General features: G+C 52.8%; 18 protein-coding genes. 10 read left to right on the forward strand and 8 right to left on the reverse strand.

Going from position 1 to position 18,319, the window contains the following annotated elements; translation table 11 throughout:
- Positions 1-33 precede the first annotated feature (33 nt).
- From fadD to yoaA, 4 genes are all read right to left on the reverse strand, one after another.
- Positions 34-1,719, reverse strand: coding sequence for a long-chain-fatty-acid--CoA ligase FadD (gene fadD, locus OGW16_RS06455; RefSeq protein ID WP_123915245.1), 1,686 nt, complete (start codon positions 1,717-1,719; stop codon positions 34-36).
- 204 nt (positions 1,720-1,923) lie between these two features.
- Positions 1,924-2,508: a Slp family lipoprotein gene (locus tag OGW16_RS06460; protein WP_043016050.1), complete on the reverse strand. Its 585-nt coding sequence runs from the start codon at positions 2,506-2,508 to the stop codon at positions 1,924-1,926.
- Between the two features lie 94 nt (positions 2,509-2,602).
- Positions 2,603-3,298: a tRNA (adenosine(37)-N6)-threonylcarbamoyltransferase complex dimerization subunit type 1 TsaB gene (gene tsaB, locus OGW16_RS06465; protein WP_043016049.1), complete on the reverse strand. Its 696-nt coding sequence runs from the start codon at positions 3,296-3,298 to the stop codon at positions 2,603-2,605.
- Between the two features lie 59 nt (positions 3,299-3,357).
- On the reverse strand, positions 3,358-5,268 hold the full coding sequence (gene yoaA, locus OGW16_RS06470) for a DNA repair helicase YoaA (protein WP_043016048.1): 1,911 nt from the start codon (positions 5,266-5,268) through the stop codon (positions 3,358-3,360).
- A 140-nt stretch (positions 5,269-5,408) separates the two neighbouring features.
- Here yoaA and OGW16_RS06475 point away from each other — a divergent pair, with 140 nt between their 5' ends.
- Positions 5,409-5,753, forward strand: a complete 345-nt coding sequence (locus OGW16_RS06475; protein ID WP_003020984.1) for a RidA family protein — start codon at positions 5,409-5,411, stop codon at positions 5,751-5,753.
- 6 nt (positions 5,754-5,759) lie between these two features.
- Here OGW16_RS06475 and OGW16_RS06480 read toward each other — a convergent pair whose 3' ends face one another.
- Complete coding sequence (locus OGW16_RS06480; RefSeq protein WP_003020986.1) at positions 5,760-5,939, reverse strand: YoaH family protein; 180 nt, start codon at positions 5,937-5,939, stop codon at positions 5,760-5,762.
- Between the two features lie 83 nt (positions 5,940-6,022).
- Between OGW16_RS06480 and pabB the strand changes: the two genes are divergently transcribed.
- The 4 genes from pabB to pdeD all read left to right on the forward strand — a co-directional run bounded on the left by pabB (position 6,023) and on the right by pdeD (position 11,246).
- A complete protein-coding gene (gene pabB, locus OGW16_RS06485; protein ID WP_087052763.1) occupies positions 6,023-7,384 on the forward strand; it encodes an aminodeoxychorismate synthase component 1 in 1,362 nt (453 codons plus the stop codon).
- A 3-nt stretch (positions 7,385-7,387) separates the two neighbouring features.
- Entirely contained in the window at positions 7,388-7,966 is a 579-nt protein-coding gene (locus tag OGW16_RS06490; RefSeq protein ID WP_005122183.1) for a CoA pyrophosphatase, read from the forward strand.
- 183 nt (positions 7,967-8,149) lie between these two features.
- Entirely contained in the window at positions 8,150-9,514 is a 1,365-nt protein-coding gene (gene sdaA / locus OGW16_RS06495) for an L-serine ammonia-lyase (protein ID WP_043016046.1), read from the forward strand.
- A 130-nt stretch (positions 9,515-9,644) separates the two neighbouring features.
- Positions 9,645-11,246 carry a cyclic di-3',5'-guanosine monophosphate phosphodiesterase PdeD gene (pdeD, locus tag OGW16_RS06500; protein WP_043016045.1) on the forward strand — a complete coding sequence of 534 codons (1,602 nt, stop codon included), beginning with the start codon at positions 9,645-9,647 and terminating at the stop codon, positions 11,244-11,246.
- Positions 11,247-11,252: 6 nt separating this feature from the next.
- On the opposite strand, the gene yoaE is transcribed toward pdeD, so the two are convergent.
- Positions 11,253-12,812: a CNNM family cation transport protein YoaE gene (yoaE, locus tag OGW16_RS06505; RefSeq protein WP_043016044.1), complete on the reverse strand. Its 1,560-nt coding sequence runs from the start codon at positions 12,810-12,812 to the stop codon at positions 11,253-11,255.
- On the reverse strand, positions 12,800-13,009 hold the full coding sequence (locus OGW16_RS26450) for a protein YoaL (RefSeq protein WP_008785027.1): 210 nt from the start codon (positions 13,007-13,009) through the stop codon (positions 12,800-12,802). The genes yoaE and OGW16_RS26450 overlap by 13 nt, the downstream gene beginning before the upstream one ends.
- Before the next feature lie 262 nt (positions 13,010-13,271).
- On the opposite strand from OGW16_RS26450, the gene manX reads away from it, so the two are divergent.
- The 5 genes from manX to mntP all read left to right on the forward strand — a co-directional run bounded on the left by manX (position 13,272) and on the right by mntP (position 17,475).
- Entirely contained in the window at positions 13,272-14,234 is a 963-nt protein-coding gene (gene manX, locus OGW16_RS06510; protein ID WP_005122176.1) for a PTS mannose transporter subunit IIAB, read from the forward strand.
- Positions 14,235-14,292: 58 nt separating this feature from the next.
- On the forward strand, positions 14,293-15,093 hold the full coding sequence (locus tag OGW16_RS06515) for a PTS mannose/fructose/sorbose transporter subunit IIC (protein WP_003021004.1): 801 nt from the start codon (positions 14,293-14,295) through the stop codon (positions 15,091-15,093).
- Between the two features lie 12 nt (positions 15,094-15,105).
- Complete coding sequence (locus OGW16_RS06520; RefSeq protein ID WP_003833769.1) at positions 15,106-15,957, forward strand: PTS mannose transporter subunit IID; 852 nt, start codon at positions 15,106-15,108, stop codon at positions 15,955-15,957.
- A 60-nt stretch (positions 15,958-16,017) separates the two neighbouring features.
- Positions 16,018-16,476, forward strand: coding sequence for a DUF986 family protein (locus tag OGW16_RS06525; protein WP_047410567.1), 459 nt, complete (start codon positions 16,018-16,020; stop codon positions 16,474-16,476).
- A 432-nt stretch (positions 16,477-16,908) separates the two neighbouring features.
- Complete coding sequence (mntP, locus tag OGW16_RS06530; RefSeq protein ID WP_043016042.1) at positions 16,909-17,475, forward strand: manganese efflux pump MntP; 567 nt, start codon at positions 16,909-16,911, stop codon at positions 17,473-17,475.
- Here the strand turns inward: mntP and rlmA are convergent.
- Entirely contained in the window at positions 17,472-18,281 is an 810-nt protein-coding gene (gene rlmA / locus OGW16_RS06535; RefSeq protein WP_181633885.1) for a 23S rRNA (guanine(745)-N(1))-methyltransferase, read from the reverse strand. The two genes, mntP and rlmA, sit on opposite strands and share 4 nt — an antisense overlap.
- Positions 18,282-18,319: the final 38 nt, after the last annotated feature.

Consider the following 18,319-nt stretch of genomic DNA (forward strand, 5'->3'; position numbering starts at 1 on the left):
TTACCCGACGTTTTCTGCTGGCTGACTTAACGCTCAGCCTTTATTGTCCACTTTGGCGCGCGCTTCGTCACGTAATTCTCGTCGCAAAATTTTACCGACGTTAGATTTCGGCAACTCATCGCGAAACTCAACCAGCTTCGGTACTTTATAGCCCGTCAGGTGACGACGACAGAAAGTAACCAGCGCTTCATCGGTTAACGAGGCGTCTTTCTTCACCACGAAAATTTTCACCGCTTCACCGCTGCTGCCGGACGGAACGCCAACTGCAGCTACTTCCTGCACGCCAGGATGTTGCATAACCACGTCTTCAATTTCGTTCGGATAAACGTTAAAGCCGGAGACCAGGATCATATCTTTCTTACGATCGACAATACGCAGGAAGCCTTCGTCATCCATCACCGCAATATCGCCAGTGTGCAGCCAGCCATCTTTGACGATTTCGTCAGTGGCGTCTGGTCGCTGCCAGTAGCCCAGCATCACCTGCGGACCTTTCACGCACAGTTCGCCCGGTTCTCCTGGCGGCACTTCGTTGTCGTCGTCATCCACCAGTTTGACCTCGGTGGAAGGAACCGGTAACCCGATACTGCCGCTATGGTAGTCGATATCGTGAGGGTTGACGCTCACCAGCGGGGCGCACTCCGTCAGACCATAGCCTTCCAGCAGATACTGCCCCGTCAGCTTCACCCAACGTTCAGCTACCGCTTGTTGAACCGGCATGCCGCCGCCTGCTGAAAGGTGCAGTGACGAGAAATCCAGTTGCTGAAACTCTTTGTTATTCAGCAGCGCGTTAAACAGCGTATTGACGCCGGTCATCGCGGTAAACGGATACTTCGCCAGCTCTTTGACCAGTCCTGGGATATCACGCGGGTTAGTAATCAGCAGGTTTTGACCACCCAGCTCAATAAACAGCAGGCAATTCATCGTCAGCGCAAAAATGTGATACAGCGGTAGAGCCGTTACCACCAGTTCTTTGCCCGGATGCAGCAACGGGCCGTATGTGGCGTTAACCTGCTCCAGGTTAGCCAGCATGTTGCGGTGCGTGAGCATCGCGCCTTTCGCCACGCCGGTTGTCCCGCCGGTATATTGCAGGAACGCCAGATCTTCCGACACCACTTCGGGTTTCACATACTGCATGCGATAACCGTTTTGCAGCGCACTGCGAAACGAGATGGCATCCGGCAGGTTATATTTCGGCACCAGCCGTTTGATATACTTGACGACAAAGTTGACCAGCGTCCCTTTTGCGGTCGACAGCTGATCGCCCATACGCGTCAGGATCACGTGTTGTACCGACGTTTTGTCGACCACTTTTTCCAACGTGTGGGCAAAGTTGGACACGATGACAATCGCCGACGCGCCGCTGTCATTAAGCTGATGTTCCAGCTCGCGAGGCGTGTAAAGCGGGTTAACGTTCACGACGATCATGCCGGCACGTAAAATCCCAAACAGTGCGACCGGATATTGCAGCAGGTTCGGCATCATCAGCGCGACGCGATCGCCCTTTTTCAGCCCCAGGCCTTGTTGTAAATAAGCCGCAAATGCCCGGCTCCGCTCTTCAAGCTTGCGGAAGGTCATCACCTCCCCCATGTTTACAAACGCGGGCTGATCGGCATACCGTCTTACTGAGTGTTCAAAGAGTTCCACCAGGGATTGATAACGGTCAGGATTGATCTCCGCAGGAACACCAGCGGGATAACGGTTAAGCCAAACCTTTTTCAATACATCACCTCTAAAATGCGTATTCGTCGTCATCACAACCCCAGGTAATAAACAAACTGTTAACATAATATTAACTCAGCGTACCAGTTTGTTTATTACACAACGACAAGGTTGCGAAGCACGTCACTATTTATTTTTCTTATATCCACGTTAATGCAGAAACAGCGGACGAGCCGCTGTTTCTTTTACCAATAATACAAAGAGTTACTCAGTTACTATGGTCTGAACCTGTGCCGGGCCGGGATTGTACCATCCCCATCCGCCGTAGCCACCGTAAGGCCAGCCACGCGCACCGTAGAACCAGGGGTCGATAGGCTGAGGCGGCATAACAATTTGCTGAGTAATATGCCAGCGTTTATAACCGGTTACCTGCATCAGCATGAATTTATACGGCGTATTACCGATTTTTCCGTCCACCGTACCGCTAATCGGACCGACGACGGTAACCAGTTGCCCGCGAAAGTCCACCGGGTCGAGGAAGCCATTTACATCAGCATATATCCGCCCGCGGGAGGCTTCGCCCAGCACGGGTCGCGCCCCGCTATCAAGAGGAACGGTGGCTATTTCCAGACGAGATTTCCCCTGCTGGTTCTGAATATCCACCACTTTGCCGCCGAAACGCGCCTCCTGACCGACATACAGCTGCGGCGCATTCATTACCCGCACCAGATCCTGCTGCGGCGTTGGGCTCGAACCTTTAATTGCGTCCGGGATGGTGACGCAGCCGCTAAGCATTAACGCTAATGCTCCCGCCAACACACCTTTCAAGAACTGCTTTTGCACCGCCATATTGCGACTCCCTTTTCTTAGCTTCTGCCCCGGCCTGTTCACCATGTTGCGTACTGACGCCTGCGCGAATTAACCGGGGATGTACTACTAAGATTCATTCTTTACCGGGAAGTTTCTTCCACGCGACGGTGTTACGTAAATAAACCGGTTCAGCATGTTCAACCGCCACGGTGTTACCGGCAGCCAGCATTTGCGTGGCAACAGGCAGCATATCTTCAGCCGCTGGAAGCAAAACGTCGCCATCGCGGAGCATCAGACCGCTATCTTTGCCAAGTTCAGGCCACGCAGGCCAGCCCGTGCCGACCGTTACCCACTCGCCAGACAGCTGCAGTAAACGCTCATGCACCTGTTCGGGGGTTAACACCGCTTCGGTTTCTTCTCCGCGCCAGTTTCCGTTGTCATCACGCTGGTATTCAGCCCAGTAGACTTCGCCCATTCGCGCGTCAATTGCAGCCAGTACGCGGGTCGAACCCGACTTACGCCAGGCTCCCTGCGCCATTGTCGCGAGGGTGGAGACGCCGATCATGGGTAAATTCGCGCCTAACGCCAGCCCCTGAGCAATGCCAATCCCAATACGTACGCCGGTGAAACTGCCGGGACCGCGACCAAACGCCAGGGCGTCGATATCGGTTAACGTGAGATCGCCAGCGGCCAGGATTTCCTGGACCATCGGTAAAATTCGTTGGGTGTGTTCTCGTGGGCAAAGCTCGAAATGAGCCTTGACAGTACCGTCATTCCACAGGGCAACAGAGCACGCCTCTGTGGCGGTATCGATAGCCAGAATTCGCATGGGTGTTTGTGATCAGGTCAAATAAATTTGGCGCGCATCTTACCACACTCCGTTACAAATTACTCAGTCGTTGGTATGGCAAGAAAGCGAACAGCGCGAGCAATGTCACGCGTACGCGGCGCAGGAGGAAGGCTCGCCAGGAAGGTGGCGCCGTAAGGCCGCATCACCAGACGATTGTCGCAAATCACCAGCACTCCACGATCGTCGGCGTCACGAATCAAACGGCCTACCCCCTGTTTCAGGGTGATGACCGCATCCGGCAACTGAACGTCTTCAAACGGATCGCCGCCGCGCAAACGACAGTCCTCCATCCGTGCTTTTAACAGCGGGTCGTCCGGCGAGGTGAACGGTAGTTTATCGATAATTACCAGCGACAGCGTATCGCCGCGCACGTCCACGCCTTCCCAGAAGCTGCTGGTGGCAACCAGTAACGCATTACCTGCGCTGACAAATTGCTGTAGCAGTTGTCCTTTGCTGGTTTCGCCCTGCAGCAGTACAGGGAGCGTCATGGTGGCGCGGAATTGTTCAGCCAGATCGCGCATCATCGCGTGTGAGGTACACAGCATAAAGCAGCGACCGTTATTCGCTTCGATAATGGGACGCAGCATGGATGCCAACTGACGCGCAGCCCCCGGCTGATTGGTTTGCGGGAGATTACGCGGCACGCACAGCAGCGCCTGGCGGGTGTAATCAAATGGACTTGGCAGCAGCATCGACTCGGCATCTTCAATACCCAGCCGCGCGGTGAAGTGGTGAAGATCATCGTTTACCGACAGCGTCGCGGAGGTAAAAATCCAGCAGCCCGGCTTTTGTTCCATCACTTCTTTAAATTTATCCGCCACCGTGAGCGGCGTCAGCGCAAGGGTGAAATGGCGGGAGGTGCATTCATACCAGTAGCTGAAGCCCGGCTGGTTGATCTCTTTCAGGCGCTTCAGACGAGCGCGGTAAAGCGTGGCGCGTTCAAACGCGGCATCCAGCAAGGCCGAACGTCCGAGGGACAGTTTCGCCACGTCGTAACACAGCTCCAGCGTGTCATCGAGCAACAAAAACGCGCGTTGTACACGCTGGTCAGCCAACAGTTCCCGCAGGTTTCCGCGATAGCCCGGCTCGCCAAGCTGTAGGCGGAAGTCCTGAGCGCTTTGCGCCAGGCGGTCGGCGCATTTTTGCAGTTGCTGAGTGTCTTTCAGCTCGGTGCGATAGGCAATGGTGATATCTTTCGCCAGATCCAGCAGTTGGCGACTGGAGAGCGATTGACCAAAGTACTGGCTGGCAATATCGGGTAACTGGTGAGCTTCATCGAAGATCATCACCTCCGCTTCAGGGATCAGCTCGCCAAACCCACTCTCCTTCACCACCATGTCAGCGAGAAACAGATGGTGGTTTACCACAACCACATCTGCATCCATTGCTTTTTTGCGCGCTTTAACGACAAAGCACTCTTTATACAGCGGGCAGTCGCTGCCAAGACAATTGTCGTTAGTGCTGGTCACCAGCGGCCAGGCCTGAGAGTCTTCAGCCACGCTAACGCAGGTGCTGATGTCGCCATCAAGGGTTTGATTTGACCATGAGCGCAGAAGGATGACGTCGCTCAAAGTTTGCACCGGCAGGTCGCCGCCCGCCAGCGCCTGTTGTTCGAGACGCTCAAGGCACAGATAATTTGAACGCCCTTTCAGCAGCGCCAGTTTACCGGTGAACTCCAGCGCTTTCGCCACGGTGGGTAAATCCCGGCTGTAAAGCTGATCCTGTAACGCCTTCGAGCCCGTGGAGACAATCACCTTCTTTCCGGCACGCAGCGCAGGGGCAAGATAAGCGTAGGTTTTACCCGTTCCGGTTCCGGCTTCTACAACAAGCGGCTGTGATTTTTCGATGGCATGACTGACTGCGAAAGCCATCTGCCGCTGTGGTTCACGCGGTTTAAAACCGGGTATCGCTTTAGCCAACTGACCGTCTGCTGCAAAATCGTCCGTCACACTGCCCCCTGTTCATTTGAACAGGGATTATGTCAGGCCAGCGGTTCTTTCGCCAGTTGAAGAGGTGACGTGGGCACAACATTATGGCAGTCTTGGCGCAACCCAAAGCTATTTGAAAACCCGTAAATGAGGAATGATTTATGACGATTGTGCGCATTGATGCCGAAGCGCGTTGGTCCGACGTGGTAATCCACAACAACACGCTGTATTACACCGGCGTGCCGGAAAATCTGGATGCAGACGCCTTTGAACAAACGGCAAATACGCTGGCGCAAATTGATGCGGTGCTGGAAAAACAGGGCAGCAACAAGTCACGTATTCTTGATGCCACCCTGTTCCTGGCGGACAAAAACGATTTTGCCGCCATGAACAAAGCCTGGGACGCGTGGGTTGTTGCGGGTCACGCGCCGGTACGTTGTACCGTTCAGGCCGGGTTAATGAACCCGAAATATAAAGTTGAGATCAAGATTATCGCTGCGGTATAAGCGGCGTTACTCGTCTTCATCTTCAAAACGCGCCACAATCCGCTCGCCGGTATGGCTGGCGCGTAACTCTTCAGCAACCAGAGCAATGGCTTGTCCGCTGCTCATCCCCTGCGACATCAGCTCCTGAATACGCTCTACCGCTTTTTGCTGCTGCTCATGACTGAGTGAAGGTAAACCTGCAAACATTGTTAACTCCTGCTAAATTGTCTGCGCTAATTATTTCATGCTACCGCGCAGTTAGCCAGTAGCGTAGCAACGAGTCAGGACTGATGAAGACGTTATCTCCCGCAGTAATCACATTACCCTGGCGTCAGGACGCCGCTGAACGCTATTTTTCGACCTTAAGCCATCTGCCCTGGGCGATGCTGTTACATTCTGGTCACGCCGACCATCCGCATAGCCGCTTTGATATTCTGGTGGCTGACCCAGTCGCCACGTTGGTTACGCAGGCTGAAGAGACCGTTGTGGATGACGGACACGCCACCGTACGCACGCTTGATGATCCGATGACGGTATTGCAGTCAGTTCTTAGCGCTCGCAAGATCACCCCTGATTATCACCCGGACCTGCCGTTTCAGGGCGGCGCGTTAGGCCTGTTTGGCTACGATCTTGGCCGACGCTTTGAATCTCTGCCCGCTATTGCCGGGCGCGATATTGCACTTGCGGATATGGCGATAGGCATTTACGACTGGGCGCTGATTGTCGATCATCAGTTGCAGACCGTATCCCTGCTCAGCCATACCGATGTTGAAGCGCGGCTGCAATGGCTCAACGCGCAACAATCATCAATAGGTGAGCCATTTACATTAACCTCGGCGTGGCAGTCCAATATGAGCCGTGCCCAGTACGGCGTAAAATTCCGCCAGGTACAGCGCTATCTGCACAGCGGCGACTGCTATCAGGTCAACCTTGCCCAACGTTTTCAGGCGCATTATCAGGGCGATGAGTGGCAGGCATTTGTCAGACTCAATCGCGCCAACCGCGCCCCGTTTAGCGCGTTTATTCGTCTTGAGGAAGGCGCAATCCTCAGCCTTTCGCCGGAACGATTTATTCTGCTGGAAAACCAGCACATCCAGACGCGTCCGATTAAAGGCACGCTACCGAGGCTTGAAGATACCGATGCCGATCGAGAGCAGGCCCGGAGGCTGGCGAACTCGCCGAAAGATCGTGCGGAGAACCTGATGATCGTCGATTTGATGCGTAATGATATTGGCCGCGTTGCTGAACCGGGTTCGGTACAGGTTCCTGAGCTGTTTGTGGTCGAACCGTTCCCTGCTGTTCATCATTTGGTCAGCACCATTACTGCGCGTCTGCCAGAGTCATTACACGCCACCGACCTGCTGCGCGCCGCCTTCCCTGGCGGCTCTATTACCGGTGCGCCGAAAGTGCGGGCGATGGAAATTATTGACGAACTGGAGCCGCAAAGACGCAACGCCTGGTGCGGCAGCATTGGTTATCTGAGCTTTTGCGGCAATATGGATACCAGCATCACCATTCGCACGCTGACGGCCACAGACGGACAAATTTATTGTTCCGCTGGCGGTGGCATTGTGGCGGACAGTCAGGAAGACGCGGAGTATCAGGAAACGTTTGATAAAGTGAATCGTATTTTGCACCAACTGGAGAACTGAGACGTGGAATACAGCAGCCTGACGCTTGATGATTTTTTATCGCGCTTCCAACTCCTGCGCCCGCAGGTCAACCATGCCGCGTTAAACCAGCGCCAGGCCGCCGTACTGATCCCTGTCGTACGTCGTGCGCAGCCTGGGTTGCTGTTAACCCAGCGATCCGTTCATCTGCGCAAGCACGCCGGACAGGTCGCCTTTCCCGGCGGCGCGGTGGATAGCAGCGACGCCTCGTTGATTGCCGCCGCCCTTCGCGAAGCGCAGGAAGAAGTGGCGATCCCCCCTTCTTGCGTTGAGGTGATTGGCGTTCTGCCACCGGTCGACAGCGTGACCGGCTTCCAGGTCACACCGGTGGTAGGTATTATCCCGCCAAATTTGCCGTATCGCGCAAGTGAAGACGAAGTTTCCGCCGTGTTCGAAATGCCGCTGGCGCAGGCCCTGCATTTAGGTCGTTATCACCCGTTGGATATCTACCGCCGCGGCGATTCACATCGTGTATGGCTTTCCTGGTATGAGCAATATTTCGTCTGGGGAATGACCGCCGGAATAATTCGTGAGCTGGCGCTGCAAATTGGCGTCAAGCCCTGACTATACTTATCTTTACGCGCTCCATAGACAACTTGAAACTCAGGTCACAACATTAGTAAAACCGCGGTTATCTATTAGTTTAATTCATGTGAATAGTTAAGCCGATCGCCGCGTTCCCTCTTACACTATGCGCAGTTATAACATCGTTACTGGAAACCCCAGTCGCCCTGTAGGAGTATTATCGTGATTAGTCTATTCGACATGTTTAAGGTGGGGATTGGTCCCTCATCTTCCCATACCGTAGGGCCTATGAAGGCGGGTAAACAGTTCGTCGATGACCTGGTCGAAAAAGGATTACTGGACAGCGTTACTCGTGTCGCCGTCGACGTGTATGGTTCATTGTCGCTCACGGGTAAAGGTCACCACACCGATATCGCCATTATTATGGGTCTGGCAGGCAATGAACCTGCTACCGTGGATATTGACAGCATCCCCGGATTTATCCGCGACGTAGAAACGCGTGGACGCCTGCTGCTTGCGCAGGGGCAGCACGAAGTGGATTTCCCGCAGAATGACGGGATGCGTTTTCACAATGGCAACCTGCCGCTGCATGAAAACGGGATGCAGATCCATGCGTACAATGGCGAAACCGTCATTTACAGCAAAACTTACTACTCCATCGGCGGTGGATTCATCGTTGATGAAGAACATTTTGGTCAGGATGCCGCGGGCGAGGTCAGCGTGCCTTATCCGTTCAAATCCGCCACTGAAATGCTGGAATACTGCAACACCACCGGCCTGTCTCTCTCTGGTATGGCGATGCAGAACGAACTTGCTCTGCACAGTAAAAAAGAGATCGAAGAGTACTTTGGCAACGTCTGGCAGACCATGCAGGCCTGTATCGATCGCGGTATGAACACCGAAGGCGTACTGCCGGGTCCACTGCGCGTTCCTCGTCGTGCTTCAGCTTTGCGTCGTATGCTGGTTTCCAGTGATAAGCTGTCCAACGATCCGATGAACGTGATCGACTGGGTGAACATGTTCGCGCTGGCCGTAAACGAAGAAAACGCCGCGGGTGGTCGCGTAGTGACTGCGCCAACTAACGGTGCCTGCGGAATCGTGCCTGCGGTACTGGCCTATTACGATCATTTCATCGAGTCCGTCAGCCCGGATATCTATACCCGTTATTTCCTGGCTGCCGGCGCGATTGGCGCGTTGTACAAAATGAACGCGTCTATCTCCGGTGCAGAAGTGGGTTGCCAGGGTGAAGTGGGCGTAGCCTGCTCCATGGCTGCCGCAGGTCTGGCTGAACTGTTAGGCGCGAGCCCTGAGCAAGTGTGTGTTGCTGCCGAAATCGGTATGGAACATAACCTCGGCTTAACCTGCGATCCGGTTGCCGGCCAGGTACAGGTTCCGTGCATTGAACGTAATGCCATTGCTTCTGTGAAGGCCATCAACGCTGCGCGTATGGCAATGCGCCGTACCAGCGCTCCGCGCGTCTCGCTGGATAAAGTCATTGAGACCATGTACGAAACAGGTAAAGACATGAATGCCAAATACCGCGAAACGTCACGCGGTGGCCTGGCAATCAAAGTTCAGTGTGACTAATACTTAATTTTCGCCCATCTGCGACGGATGGGCGATTTTGCCCCCTCGCCTTCGTCTACTGTAATTTTCCCCACTACACTTGCTCTGTTGCTGTTGGCTTCTGTGACCAACGGCTTATCGGGCGGCCCGCATGCAAACAGCACAACGGATCATCAAAAACTATCGCCGGAATCGCTTAATCGTCTGCACATTATGTGCACTACTGACGCTCATCCTCACATTAGCTGTCCGATTTATTTCGGAGCGTAATTTAAATCATCACAATACCGTCACCTTTGCCAACCACGCCGTTGAAGAGTTGGATGACATACTTTTACCCCTACAGACCGGACGCGATATGCTGTTGCCGTTGATTGGTCTCCCCTGCTCAGTTGCACGTTTACCCCTGAGCAAACATGCTGCCAGGCTACAAACGGTACGCTCTATCAGCCTGATTCAAAGCGGGATCCTTTATTGCTCCAGCATTTTTGGTTATCGCAATGTGCCTGTTCGTCAACTGGAGCCTGAATTACCCAGCCGGGAGCCGCAGCTGCTGCTGTCTACCGACCACTCGCTGATTAAAGGCAGTCCGATTCTGACGCAATGGTATCCATCCTCTGCCGATGGCGAAGATGGCGTACTGGAAATCGTTAATATTGATTTATTATCGTCGATGCTGCTTGAACCCCAGCCGCCGCAAATCACCAATGCCAGCTTAACCGTCGGTAATCGCCATTTGCTATACGGACAAGGTGTTGTCGATACGCTCCCTGAACTGAATAATGAAAAACGCTACCAGCTCTCATCGCAGCATTTCCCCTTTACCATCAGCGTCACCGGTCCTGGCGCCAGCGAACTGGCGATTAAACATCTGCCAACACAGCTTCCGCTGGCAGTGATCCTGAGTTTATTAGTGGGCTACCTGGCATGGCTGGCAACCGCCAGCAGAATGAGCTTCTCCTGGGAGATCAATCTGGCCCTTGCGGCACGGGAATTTGAGCTGTTTTGCCAGCCGCTGCTCAACGCGCAAACCCAGCAATGCATGGGCGTGGAAATCCTTTTACGCTGGAATAACCCGCGCCAGGGTTGGATCTCTCCCGAAGTATTTATTCCCATCGCTGAGGAACACAACCTGATAGTGCCACTTACCCGTCATGTCATCGCAGAAACCATTCAGCAGCGGCACGTTTTCCCGATGAGCAGCCAGTTTCATATTGGAATTAATGTTGCCGCCAGCCATTTTCGTAACGGTACGCTGCTAAAAGATCTCAACCAGTACTGGTTCAGCCAGCACCCTATTCAGCAGTTGGTTATCGAACTCACCGAACGCGATGCGTTACTGGATGTGGATTATCGGGTCGTGCGCGAATTAAATCGGCTGGGCGTAAAGCTGGCAATTGATGATTTCGGCACCGGCAACAGCTCTCTCTCCTGGCTGGAAAAGCTCCGTCCGGATGTGCTGAAGATTGATAAATCATTTACTTCTGCGATTGGAACAGACGCCGTAAATTCAACCGTCACAGACATCATTATCGCGTTGGGTAAAAAACTGAACATTGAACTGGTGGCGGAAGGCGTTGAGACACAGGCGCAGGCACAGCATTTGCGCCGACACGGCGTACATTTATTGCAAGGTTTTTTGTATGCGAAGCCGATGCCGTTGCGCGATTTTCCAAAATGGCTGGCGGGCAGCACGCCGCCGCCCACCCGGCATAACGGGCGGCACAGTATGCCCGTCATGCCGTTTCGCTAAACCCGATTACTCGTCTTCGTCGTGAGCGGGTTGTTCTTTAACAATGCGAACCAAATCCACACGATAGTCATTCGCTTCGACAATCGTAATGCTCAGCGGCGGAACGTCGATAACATCACCTACGCGTGGAATATGGCCGTTAGCCGCAATGACTAAACCTGCCACCGTGGCGATGTCTTCATCTTCATTCACTAACGTATCTACGTCCAGCGCCTGCTGCAACGCATGCAGATCGGTACCGCCTTTCACCAACCAACCACCTGCATCAGCAATAATTTCAGGGGTTTCATCGGCGTCCGGGAATTCACCGGCGATGGCTTCTAATACGTCCAGCGGCGTGACCAGACCCTGTACTACGCCAAACTCGTTAGTGACGATGACAAAGCTGCCGCGGGCACGGCGCAGAACGCCTAACAGATTGATTGGATCCAGCGTTTCCGGGACAACGATAGCCGGAGACGCAGAGGCAATCGCCGCCACATCTACACCGTCTTCCAGCGCCACCAGCAGCTCTTTAGCACGCACAATACCGATGATTTCGTCCAGTTCACCGCGACATACCGGGAACAGGCTGTGAGGTGAAGAAAGCAACTGCTCGCGTATTTCCGCCACGCTCAGGTCGGCATCAACCCAGCTAATTTCACCCCGCGGCGTCATAATGCCACGTAATGAACGCGACGCCAGAGAGAGGACGCCGTTGATCATATAGCGTTCTTCTTCCACAAATGCGCCTTCCGGAACGGGAACCGGCACCGGGTTGTCGGATTCCATCTGCGCGCTGGCCTGGCGTTTACCGCCCATCAGACGCAGGATGGCATCGGCAGTACGCGCACGCAATGGCAGCGTTGACTGGTGACGAATAAAGTTACGACGGGCAATCTGGTTAAACAGCTCAATGATGATCGAGAAACCAATCGCCGCATACAGATAACCTTTCGGAATGTGGAAGCCAAACCCTTCAGCAACCAGGCTCAGACCGATCATCAACAGGAAGCTCAAACACAGCACCACCACCGTCGGGTGTTGGTTCACAAATCGGGTCAGCGGCTTAGAGGCCAACAGCATCACGGCCATGGCAATCACTACTGCCGCCATCATCACTGGCAGATGGTTGACCATACCGACCGCCGTAATCACCGCATCCAGCGAGAACACGGCATCGAGGATGACAATCTGCGTGACGACAACCCAAAAGCTCGCATACCCTTTCGTCTGCCCGGTATCATGTTCACGGTTTTCCAGCCGCTCATGCAGCTCTGTCGTAGCCTTGAACAAGAGGAAGATACCCCCCAGCAGCATAATCAGATCGCGCCCCGAGAACGCATAGTCCATTACCGTAAACAGCGGCTTTGTCAGCGTCACCATCCACGAAATCACGGACAACAAGCCCAGACGCATAATCAGTGCCAGTGACAAACCGATTAAACGCGCTTTATCTCGCTGTTTCGGCGGCAGCTTATCAGCCAGGATCGCAATGAAGACCAGGTTATCAATACCCAGAACAATTTCGAGAACGACAAGCGTGAGCAAACCCACCCAAATCTGCGGGTCCATTAATAATTCCATGACAAGCTCCTGCTTAAGGAATGACCAAACTGCGCGCTGAGGATCTCAGGCGTTAAAGCGATATGCAGAGAAAATTTGTGGCAAAAAGTGCCAATCTGACAGGCTTGATACGGCCTGAAGGTGAAATGACGTCGGTGACGATCCATATGGTGGGCTACTGCCCTATACTCCTGAGTAATTAAACAGATGCTAAACATAACAGAGACAACCGGTTTTTAGCAAAGATTTACCTTCCTTTGCAATAAGTTGTTTCGGAGATATTTTACCCTTCGAAATTTCTTTTCATCGGAAGTTAAATTACGGATCTTCATCACATAAAATATTTTTTTCGATATCTAAAATAATTCACGAAAATCATAGGTTTTTCTTTGTAACCCTTATCTGAATCGATTCGATTGCGGACGACGATTCAAATACATCTTCACGTTGATGTGTTAACGATAATAAAGGAGGTAGCAAGTGACCATTGCTATTGTAATAGGCACACATGGTTGGGCTGCAGAGCAGTTACTTAAGACGGCAGAAATGCTGTTAGGCGAGCAGGAAAACGTCGGCTGGATCGATTTCGTTCCAGGCGAAAATGCCGAAACGCTGATTGAAAAGTACAACGCTCAGTTAGCAAAACTCGATACCAGTAAAGGCGTGCTGTTTCTCGTTGACACATGGGGAGGCAGCCCGTTTAACGCTGCGAGCCGCATTGTCGTCGATAAAGAGCATTACGAAGTTATCGCCGGTGTGAACATTCCCATGCTGGTTGAAACCTTCATGGCGCGTGATGACAACCCGAGCTTCGATGAATTAGTGGCACTGGCCGTTGAAACCGGTAGCGAAGGCGTGAAAGCGCTGAAAGCGAAACCGGTGGAAAAAGCCGCTCCTGCCCCAGTCGCAGCACCTAAAGCAGCAGCCCCCGCGAAACCGATGGGTCCGAACGATTATATGCAGATCGGCCTGGCGCGTATTGATGACCGATTAATCCATGGTCAGGTGGCAACTCGCTGGACCAAAGAAACCAACGTAACACGCATTATCGTCGTCAGTGATGAAGTTGCCGCCGATACCGTGCGTAAAACGCTGCTGACTCAGGTAGCACCTCCGGGTGTGACGGCGCATGTGGTTGATGTCGCGAAAATGATCCGCGTCTACAACAACCCGAAATATGCAGGTGAGCGTGTGATGCTGTTGTTCACCAACCCTACCGACGTAGAACGTATCGTGGAAGGTGGTGTGAAAATTACCTCTGTAAACATTGGCGGTATGGCTTTCCGTCAGGGTAAAACACAGGTAAACAACGCAATTTCTGTCGATGAAAAAGACATCGAAGCCTTCAAGAAACTCAATGAACGCGGTATTGAGCTCGAAGCGCGTAAAGTTTCTACCGATCAGAAACTGAAAATGATGGATTTGATTGCCAAGGCGAAATAACTCCCTGGCATTTACTTAGTTTTCACACTTAAGTCTGTATAGCAATAGGAGAAGTACAATGGAGATTACCACTCTTCAGATTGTGCTGGTGTTCATCGTCGCATGTATCGCGGGTATGGAGTCGGTACTCGATGAATTTCAGTTCCACCGTCCGTTGGTGGCCTGTACGCTGATTGGCGCCGTTCTCGGGGATATGAAAACCGGTATCATCATCGGTGGTACCCTGGAAATGATCGCCCTGGGCTGGATGAACATCGGTGCTGCGGTTGCGCCTGATGCCGCACTGGCCTCAATTATCTCTACCGTTCTGGTTATCGCGGGTCACCAAAGTATCGGTGCCGGTATCGCGCTGGCTATCCCGCTGGCAGCAGCAGGCCAGGTACTGACCATCATCGTTCGTACTATCACCGTAGCATTCCAGCACGCGGCGGATAAGGCGGCAGAAAACGGTAACCTGACGGCGCTCTCCTGGCTGCACGTGTCCTCTCTGTTCCTGCAGGCTATGCGTATCGCTATTCCGGCGGTAATCGTGGCGATTTCTGTTGGTACCAGTGAAGTTCAAAGCATGCTTAACGCCATTCCGGAAGTTGTGACCGGTGGTCTGAACATCGCAGGCGGTATGATCGTCGTGGTCGGCTATGCGATGGTCATCAACATGATGCGCGCAGGCTACCTGATGCCATTCTTCTACCTTGGCTTCGTCACCGCGGCATTTACTAACTTCAACCTGGTTGCTCTGGGTGTGATTGGCGCAGTAATGGCGATCCTCTACATTCAGCTGAGCCCGAAATATAACCGTGTAGCCGGTGCACCTGCTGCTGCGGCTGGCAATAACGATCTCGATAACGAACTGGACTAGCAGGTGAGCGAAATGGTTGATATGACTAAAACTACCACCGAGAAAAAACTCACTCCGAGTGACATTCGTGGCGTGTTCATTCGTTCTAACCTGTTTCAGGGTTCATGGAACTTCGAACGTATGCAGGCGCTGGGTTTCTGTTTCTCCATGGTGCCGGCTATCCGCCGCTTATACCCGGAAAACAACGACGCACGTAAGCAGGCTATTAAGCGTCACCTGGAATTCTTTAACACCCATCCGTACGTAGCCGCTCCAGTACTGGGCGTTACGCTGGCGATGGAAGAACAGCGTGCAAACGGCGCAGAGATTGACGATGGTGCCATCAACGGTATCAAAGTTGGTCTGATGGGGCCGCTGGCAGGCGTGGGTGACCCGATCTTCTGGGGTACCGTTCGTCCGGTATTCGCCGCGCTCGGGGCAGGTATCGCGATGAGCGGCAGTCTGCTTGGGCCTTTGCTGTTCTTCATCCTGTTTAACCTGGTACGTCTGGCAACCCGTTATTACGGTGTGGCATATGGCTACCGTAAAGGTGTCGATATCGTAAAAGATATGGGCGGCGGCTTCCTGCAGAAACTGACTGAGGGGGCGTCAATCCTCGGCCTGTTTGTCATGGGGGCATTGGTTAACAAGTGGACGCACGTAAACATCCCGCTGGTGGTTTCCACTATTACCGGCCAGGATGGTCAGACTCGCGTCACCACCGTGCAGACTATCCTTGACCAGCTGATGCCGGGTCTGGTTCCTCTGCTGCTGACATTCGCCTGTATGTGGCTGCTGCGTAAGAAAGTGAACCCGCTGTGGATCATCGTTGGCTTCTTCGTCATCGGTATCGCGGGCTACGCTGTTGGACTGCTCGGCCTGTAAGACTGTTGTACATCGCCGGGGGCTTGCCCCCGGTTTTTCTATTTAGAGGGTTGAGGATTCATGACTATCACGGACCTGGTGCTGGTTCTATTTATCTTTTCGCTGCTGGCGTATGCCATTTACGATCAGTTCATCATGCCCCGCCGTAATGGCCCCACTCTGCTGACTGTCGCCCTGCTTCCCCGCAGCAGAGTCGACAGCGTTATCTTCCTTGGCTTAGTAGCTATTCTTATCTACAACAACGTCACCAGCCATGGCGCGCAATTTACCACATGGTTATTATGTGCTCTGGTATTGATGGGATTGTATCTGTTCTGGATCCGTACACCCAAAATCATCTTCAAGCAGAAAGGCTTTTTCTTCGCCAACGTCTGGATTGAATATAACCGCATTAAAGAGATGAATTTATCTGAAGACGGTGTATTAGTGATGCAATTAGAACATAGACGATTGCTGATTCGCGTACGAAATATAGACGATCTCGAGAGAATATATAAACTTTTAATTTCAAATCAGTAAGTTACAAATATAGCCTGAACTATGTTTTTATATATCAACTTAAAAACAGACATAGCCAAGGCTATATTTCACCGCTCATAATGTTATTTGTTTTAACGTCTTATTGATAAATAAATCTAAATGAAAATCGTTTTCAATTAGAAGTCAAATATTATTTCTCCATTTCTTGTTTTATATTCTCAATATATGTTAAGGTTGCGCCCGTCGTTGGGGAGTAGCCGATTTCCAGACTCCGGAAATGTACGTGTCAACATACTCGTTGAAAAACGTGGCGCGTACGGACTGAACTTACAGGTTCCGTCAGGCGAGACCATAGGCACATCAACTGCATTGCATATCTGAATGGCGCTGTATTCACAGTGATTCCAGCCTTTATGCATGGTTACTGGGGGCAGTGATGTGTTTTATGGATACCCCGGTCAGGACGCTGTTATGAATCTCACCGCTACCGTTCTTCTCGCTTTCGGCATGTCGATGGATGCTTTCGCTGCATCAATTGGCAAAGGCGCCACCCTGCATAAACCCAAATTTTCTGAAGCACTGCGGACTGGCCTTATATTCGGCGCAGTTGAAACGCTTACGCCGCTGATTGGCTGGGGCATGGGGATGCTGGCCAGCAAATTCGTGCTGGAGTGGAACCACTGGATCGCCTTCATTCTGCTGATCTTTTTAGGCGGGCGAATGATAATCGAAGGCTTTCGTGACAACGATGATGAAGATGAAGAGCCGCAGCGCCGTCACGGTTTCTGGCTGCTGGTCACCACTGCCATTGCGACCAGTCTCGACGCGATGGCAGTCGGGGTGGGTCTGGCTTTTCTGCAGGTCAACATTATTGCCACTGCGCTGGCCATCGGCTGCGCCACGTTGATTATGTCCACGCTTGGCATGATGATCGGTCGTTTCATAGGCCCGATGCTGGGCAAGCGGGCTGAAATTTTAGGCGGGGTGGTACTGATTGGTATCGGCGCCCAGATCCTCTGGGCACACTTCCACGGTTAATTCAGGCGCTGCCAGATATGAATACTAAAGTCAGTCTGGCAGTCAAACTTCGTTTTCCCCGCTAGCGTTTCCCACACTTCCGGCTTTGCCCGCCAGGCGAACGGCGTCATTTGCAATAACGCAACGGCCTCGCTGCCCTGAAGCTGCATCTGATACCCCAGCGCAATACTCTGTTGCAGCACAAAACCGTCCAGTTGCTCTGCGTGTGGCGCATGCAACTGCACCTCATCATAAATCAGCCCTTTCAGCTCCATCAAATGACGCGGACCCGGCGTGGCGGTGATTACCCATCCACCTGGTTTTACCACGCGGGCTAACTCTTGCGCTTTACAGGGCGCGTAGATCCTGATGATGGCATCCATTGACTCATCTGCAAACGGCAGACGATGGCTGGAGGCAACGCAAAAGGTCACCTGCGGATAGCGTCGGGCCGCGGCTTTAATTGCTACTTTGGCGACATCAAGACCAAAAGTTTTACAGCCCGCCAGCGCATCAGCAAACGCATGGGTGTAATACCCTTCCCCACAACCAATATCCAGGATCGCCGCATCTTCTGTAATCTGCCTCTGTGTGAGCGCATCCACAATAGCATCACGCAGCGGCTGATAGTGTCCGGCATCAAGAAATGCCCGTCGCGCCTGCATCATCTCAGCGCTGTCACCCGGATCGCGCGATCGCTTATGCTGAACCGGCAGTAAGTTGACATACCCTTCTTTCGCCACGTCAAACTGATGCCGCTCCGGGCAGACAAAACTGTTATTCACTTGTGTAAGAGGCTGGTGGCAAAGAGGACAGGAAAACGACATGACAACTCCGGCTGATGATTTAAGGGCGCAAGTGTAAC

It is taken from the genome of Citrobacter sp. Ce104 (assembly GCF_030334595.1).
Lineage (GTDB): Bacteria > Pseudomonadota > Gammaproteobacteria > Enterobacterales > Enterobacteriaceae > Citrobacter > Citrobacter europaeus.

Coding starts and splice junctions, on each gene's coding strand:
- OGW16_RS06460 (WP_043016050.1), bottom strand. CDS start 2,508: ATGGCGGTGCAAAAGCAGTTCTTGAAAGGTGTGTTGGCGGGAGCATTA.
- tsaB (WP_043016049.1), bottom strand. CDS start 3,298: ATGCGAATTCTGGCTATCGATACCGCCACAGAGGCGTGCTCTGTTGCC.
- OGW16_RS06475 (WP_003020984.1), top strand. CDS start 5,409: ATGACGATTGTGCGCATTGATGCCGAAGCGCGTTGGTCCGACGTGGTA.
- OGW16_RS06480 (WP_003020986.1), bottom strand. CDS start 5,939: ATGTTTGCAGGTTTACCTTCACTCAGTCATGAGCAGCAGCAAAAAGCG.
- pabB (WP_087052763.1), top strand. CDS start 6,023: ATGAAGACGTTATCTCCCGCAGTAATCACATTACCCTGGCGTCAGGAC.
- pdeD (WP_043016045.1), top strand. CDS start 9,645: ATGCAAACAGCACAACGGATCATCAAAAACTATCGCCGGAATCGCTTA.
- yoaE (WP_043016044.1), bottom strand. CDS start 12,812: ATGGAATTATTAATGGACCCGCAGATTTGGGTGGGTTTGCTCACGCTT.
- OGW16_RS26450 (WP_008785027.1), bottom strand. CDS start 13,009: ATGTTTAGCATCTGTTTAATTACTCAGGAGTATAGGGCAGTAGCCCAC.
- OGW16_RS06515 (WP_003021004.1), top strand. CDS start 14,293: ATGGAGATTACCACTCTTCAGATTGTGCTGGTGTTCATCGTCGCATGT.
- OGW16_RS06520 (WP_003833769.1), top strand. CDS start 15,106: ATGGTTGATATGACTAAAACTACCACCGAGAAAAAACTCACTCCGAGT.
- OGW16_RS06525 (WP_047410567.1), top strand. CDS start 16,018: ATGACTATCACGGACCTGGTGCTGGTTCTATTTATCTTTTCGCTGCTG.
- mntP (WP_043016042.1), top strand. CDS start 16,909: ATGAATCTCACCGCTACCGTTCTTCTCGCTTTCGGCATGTCGATGGAT.
- rlmA (WP_181633885.1), bottom strand. CDS start 18,281: ATGTCGTTTTCCTGTCCTCTTTGCCACCAGCCTCTTACACAAGTGAAT.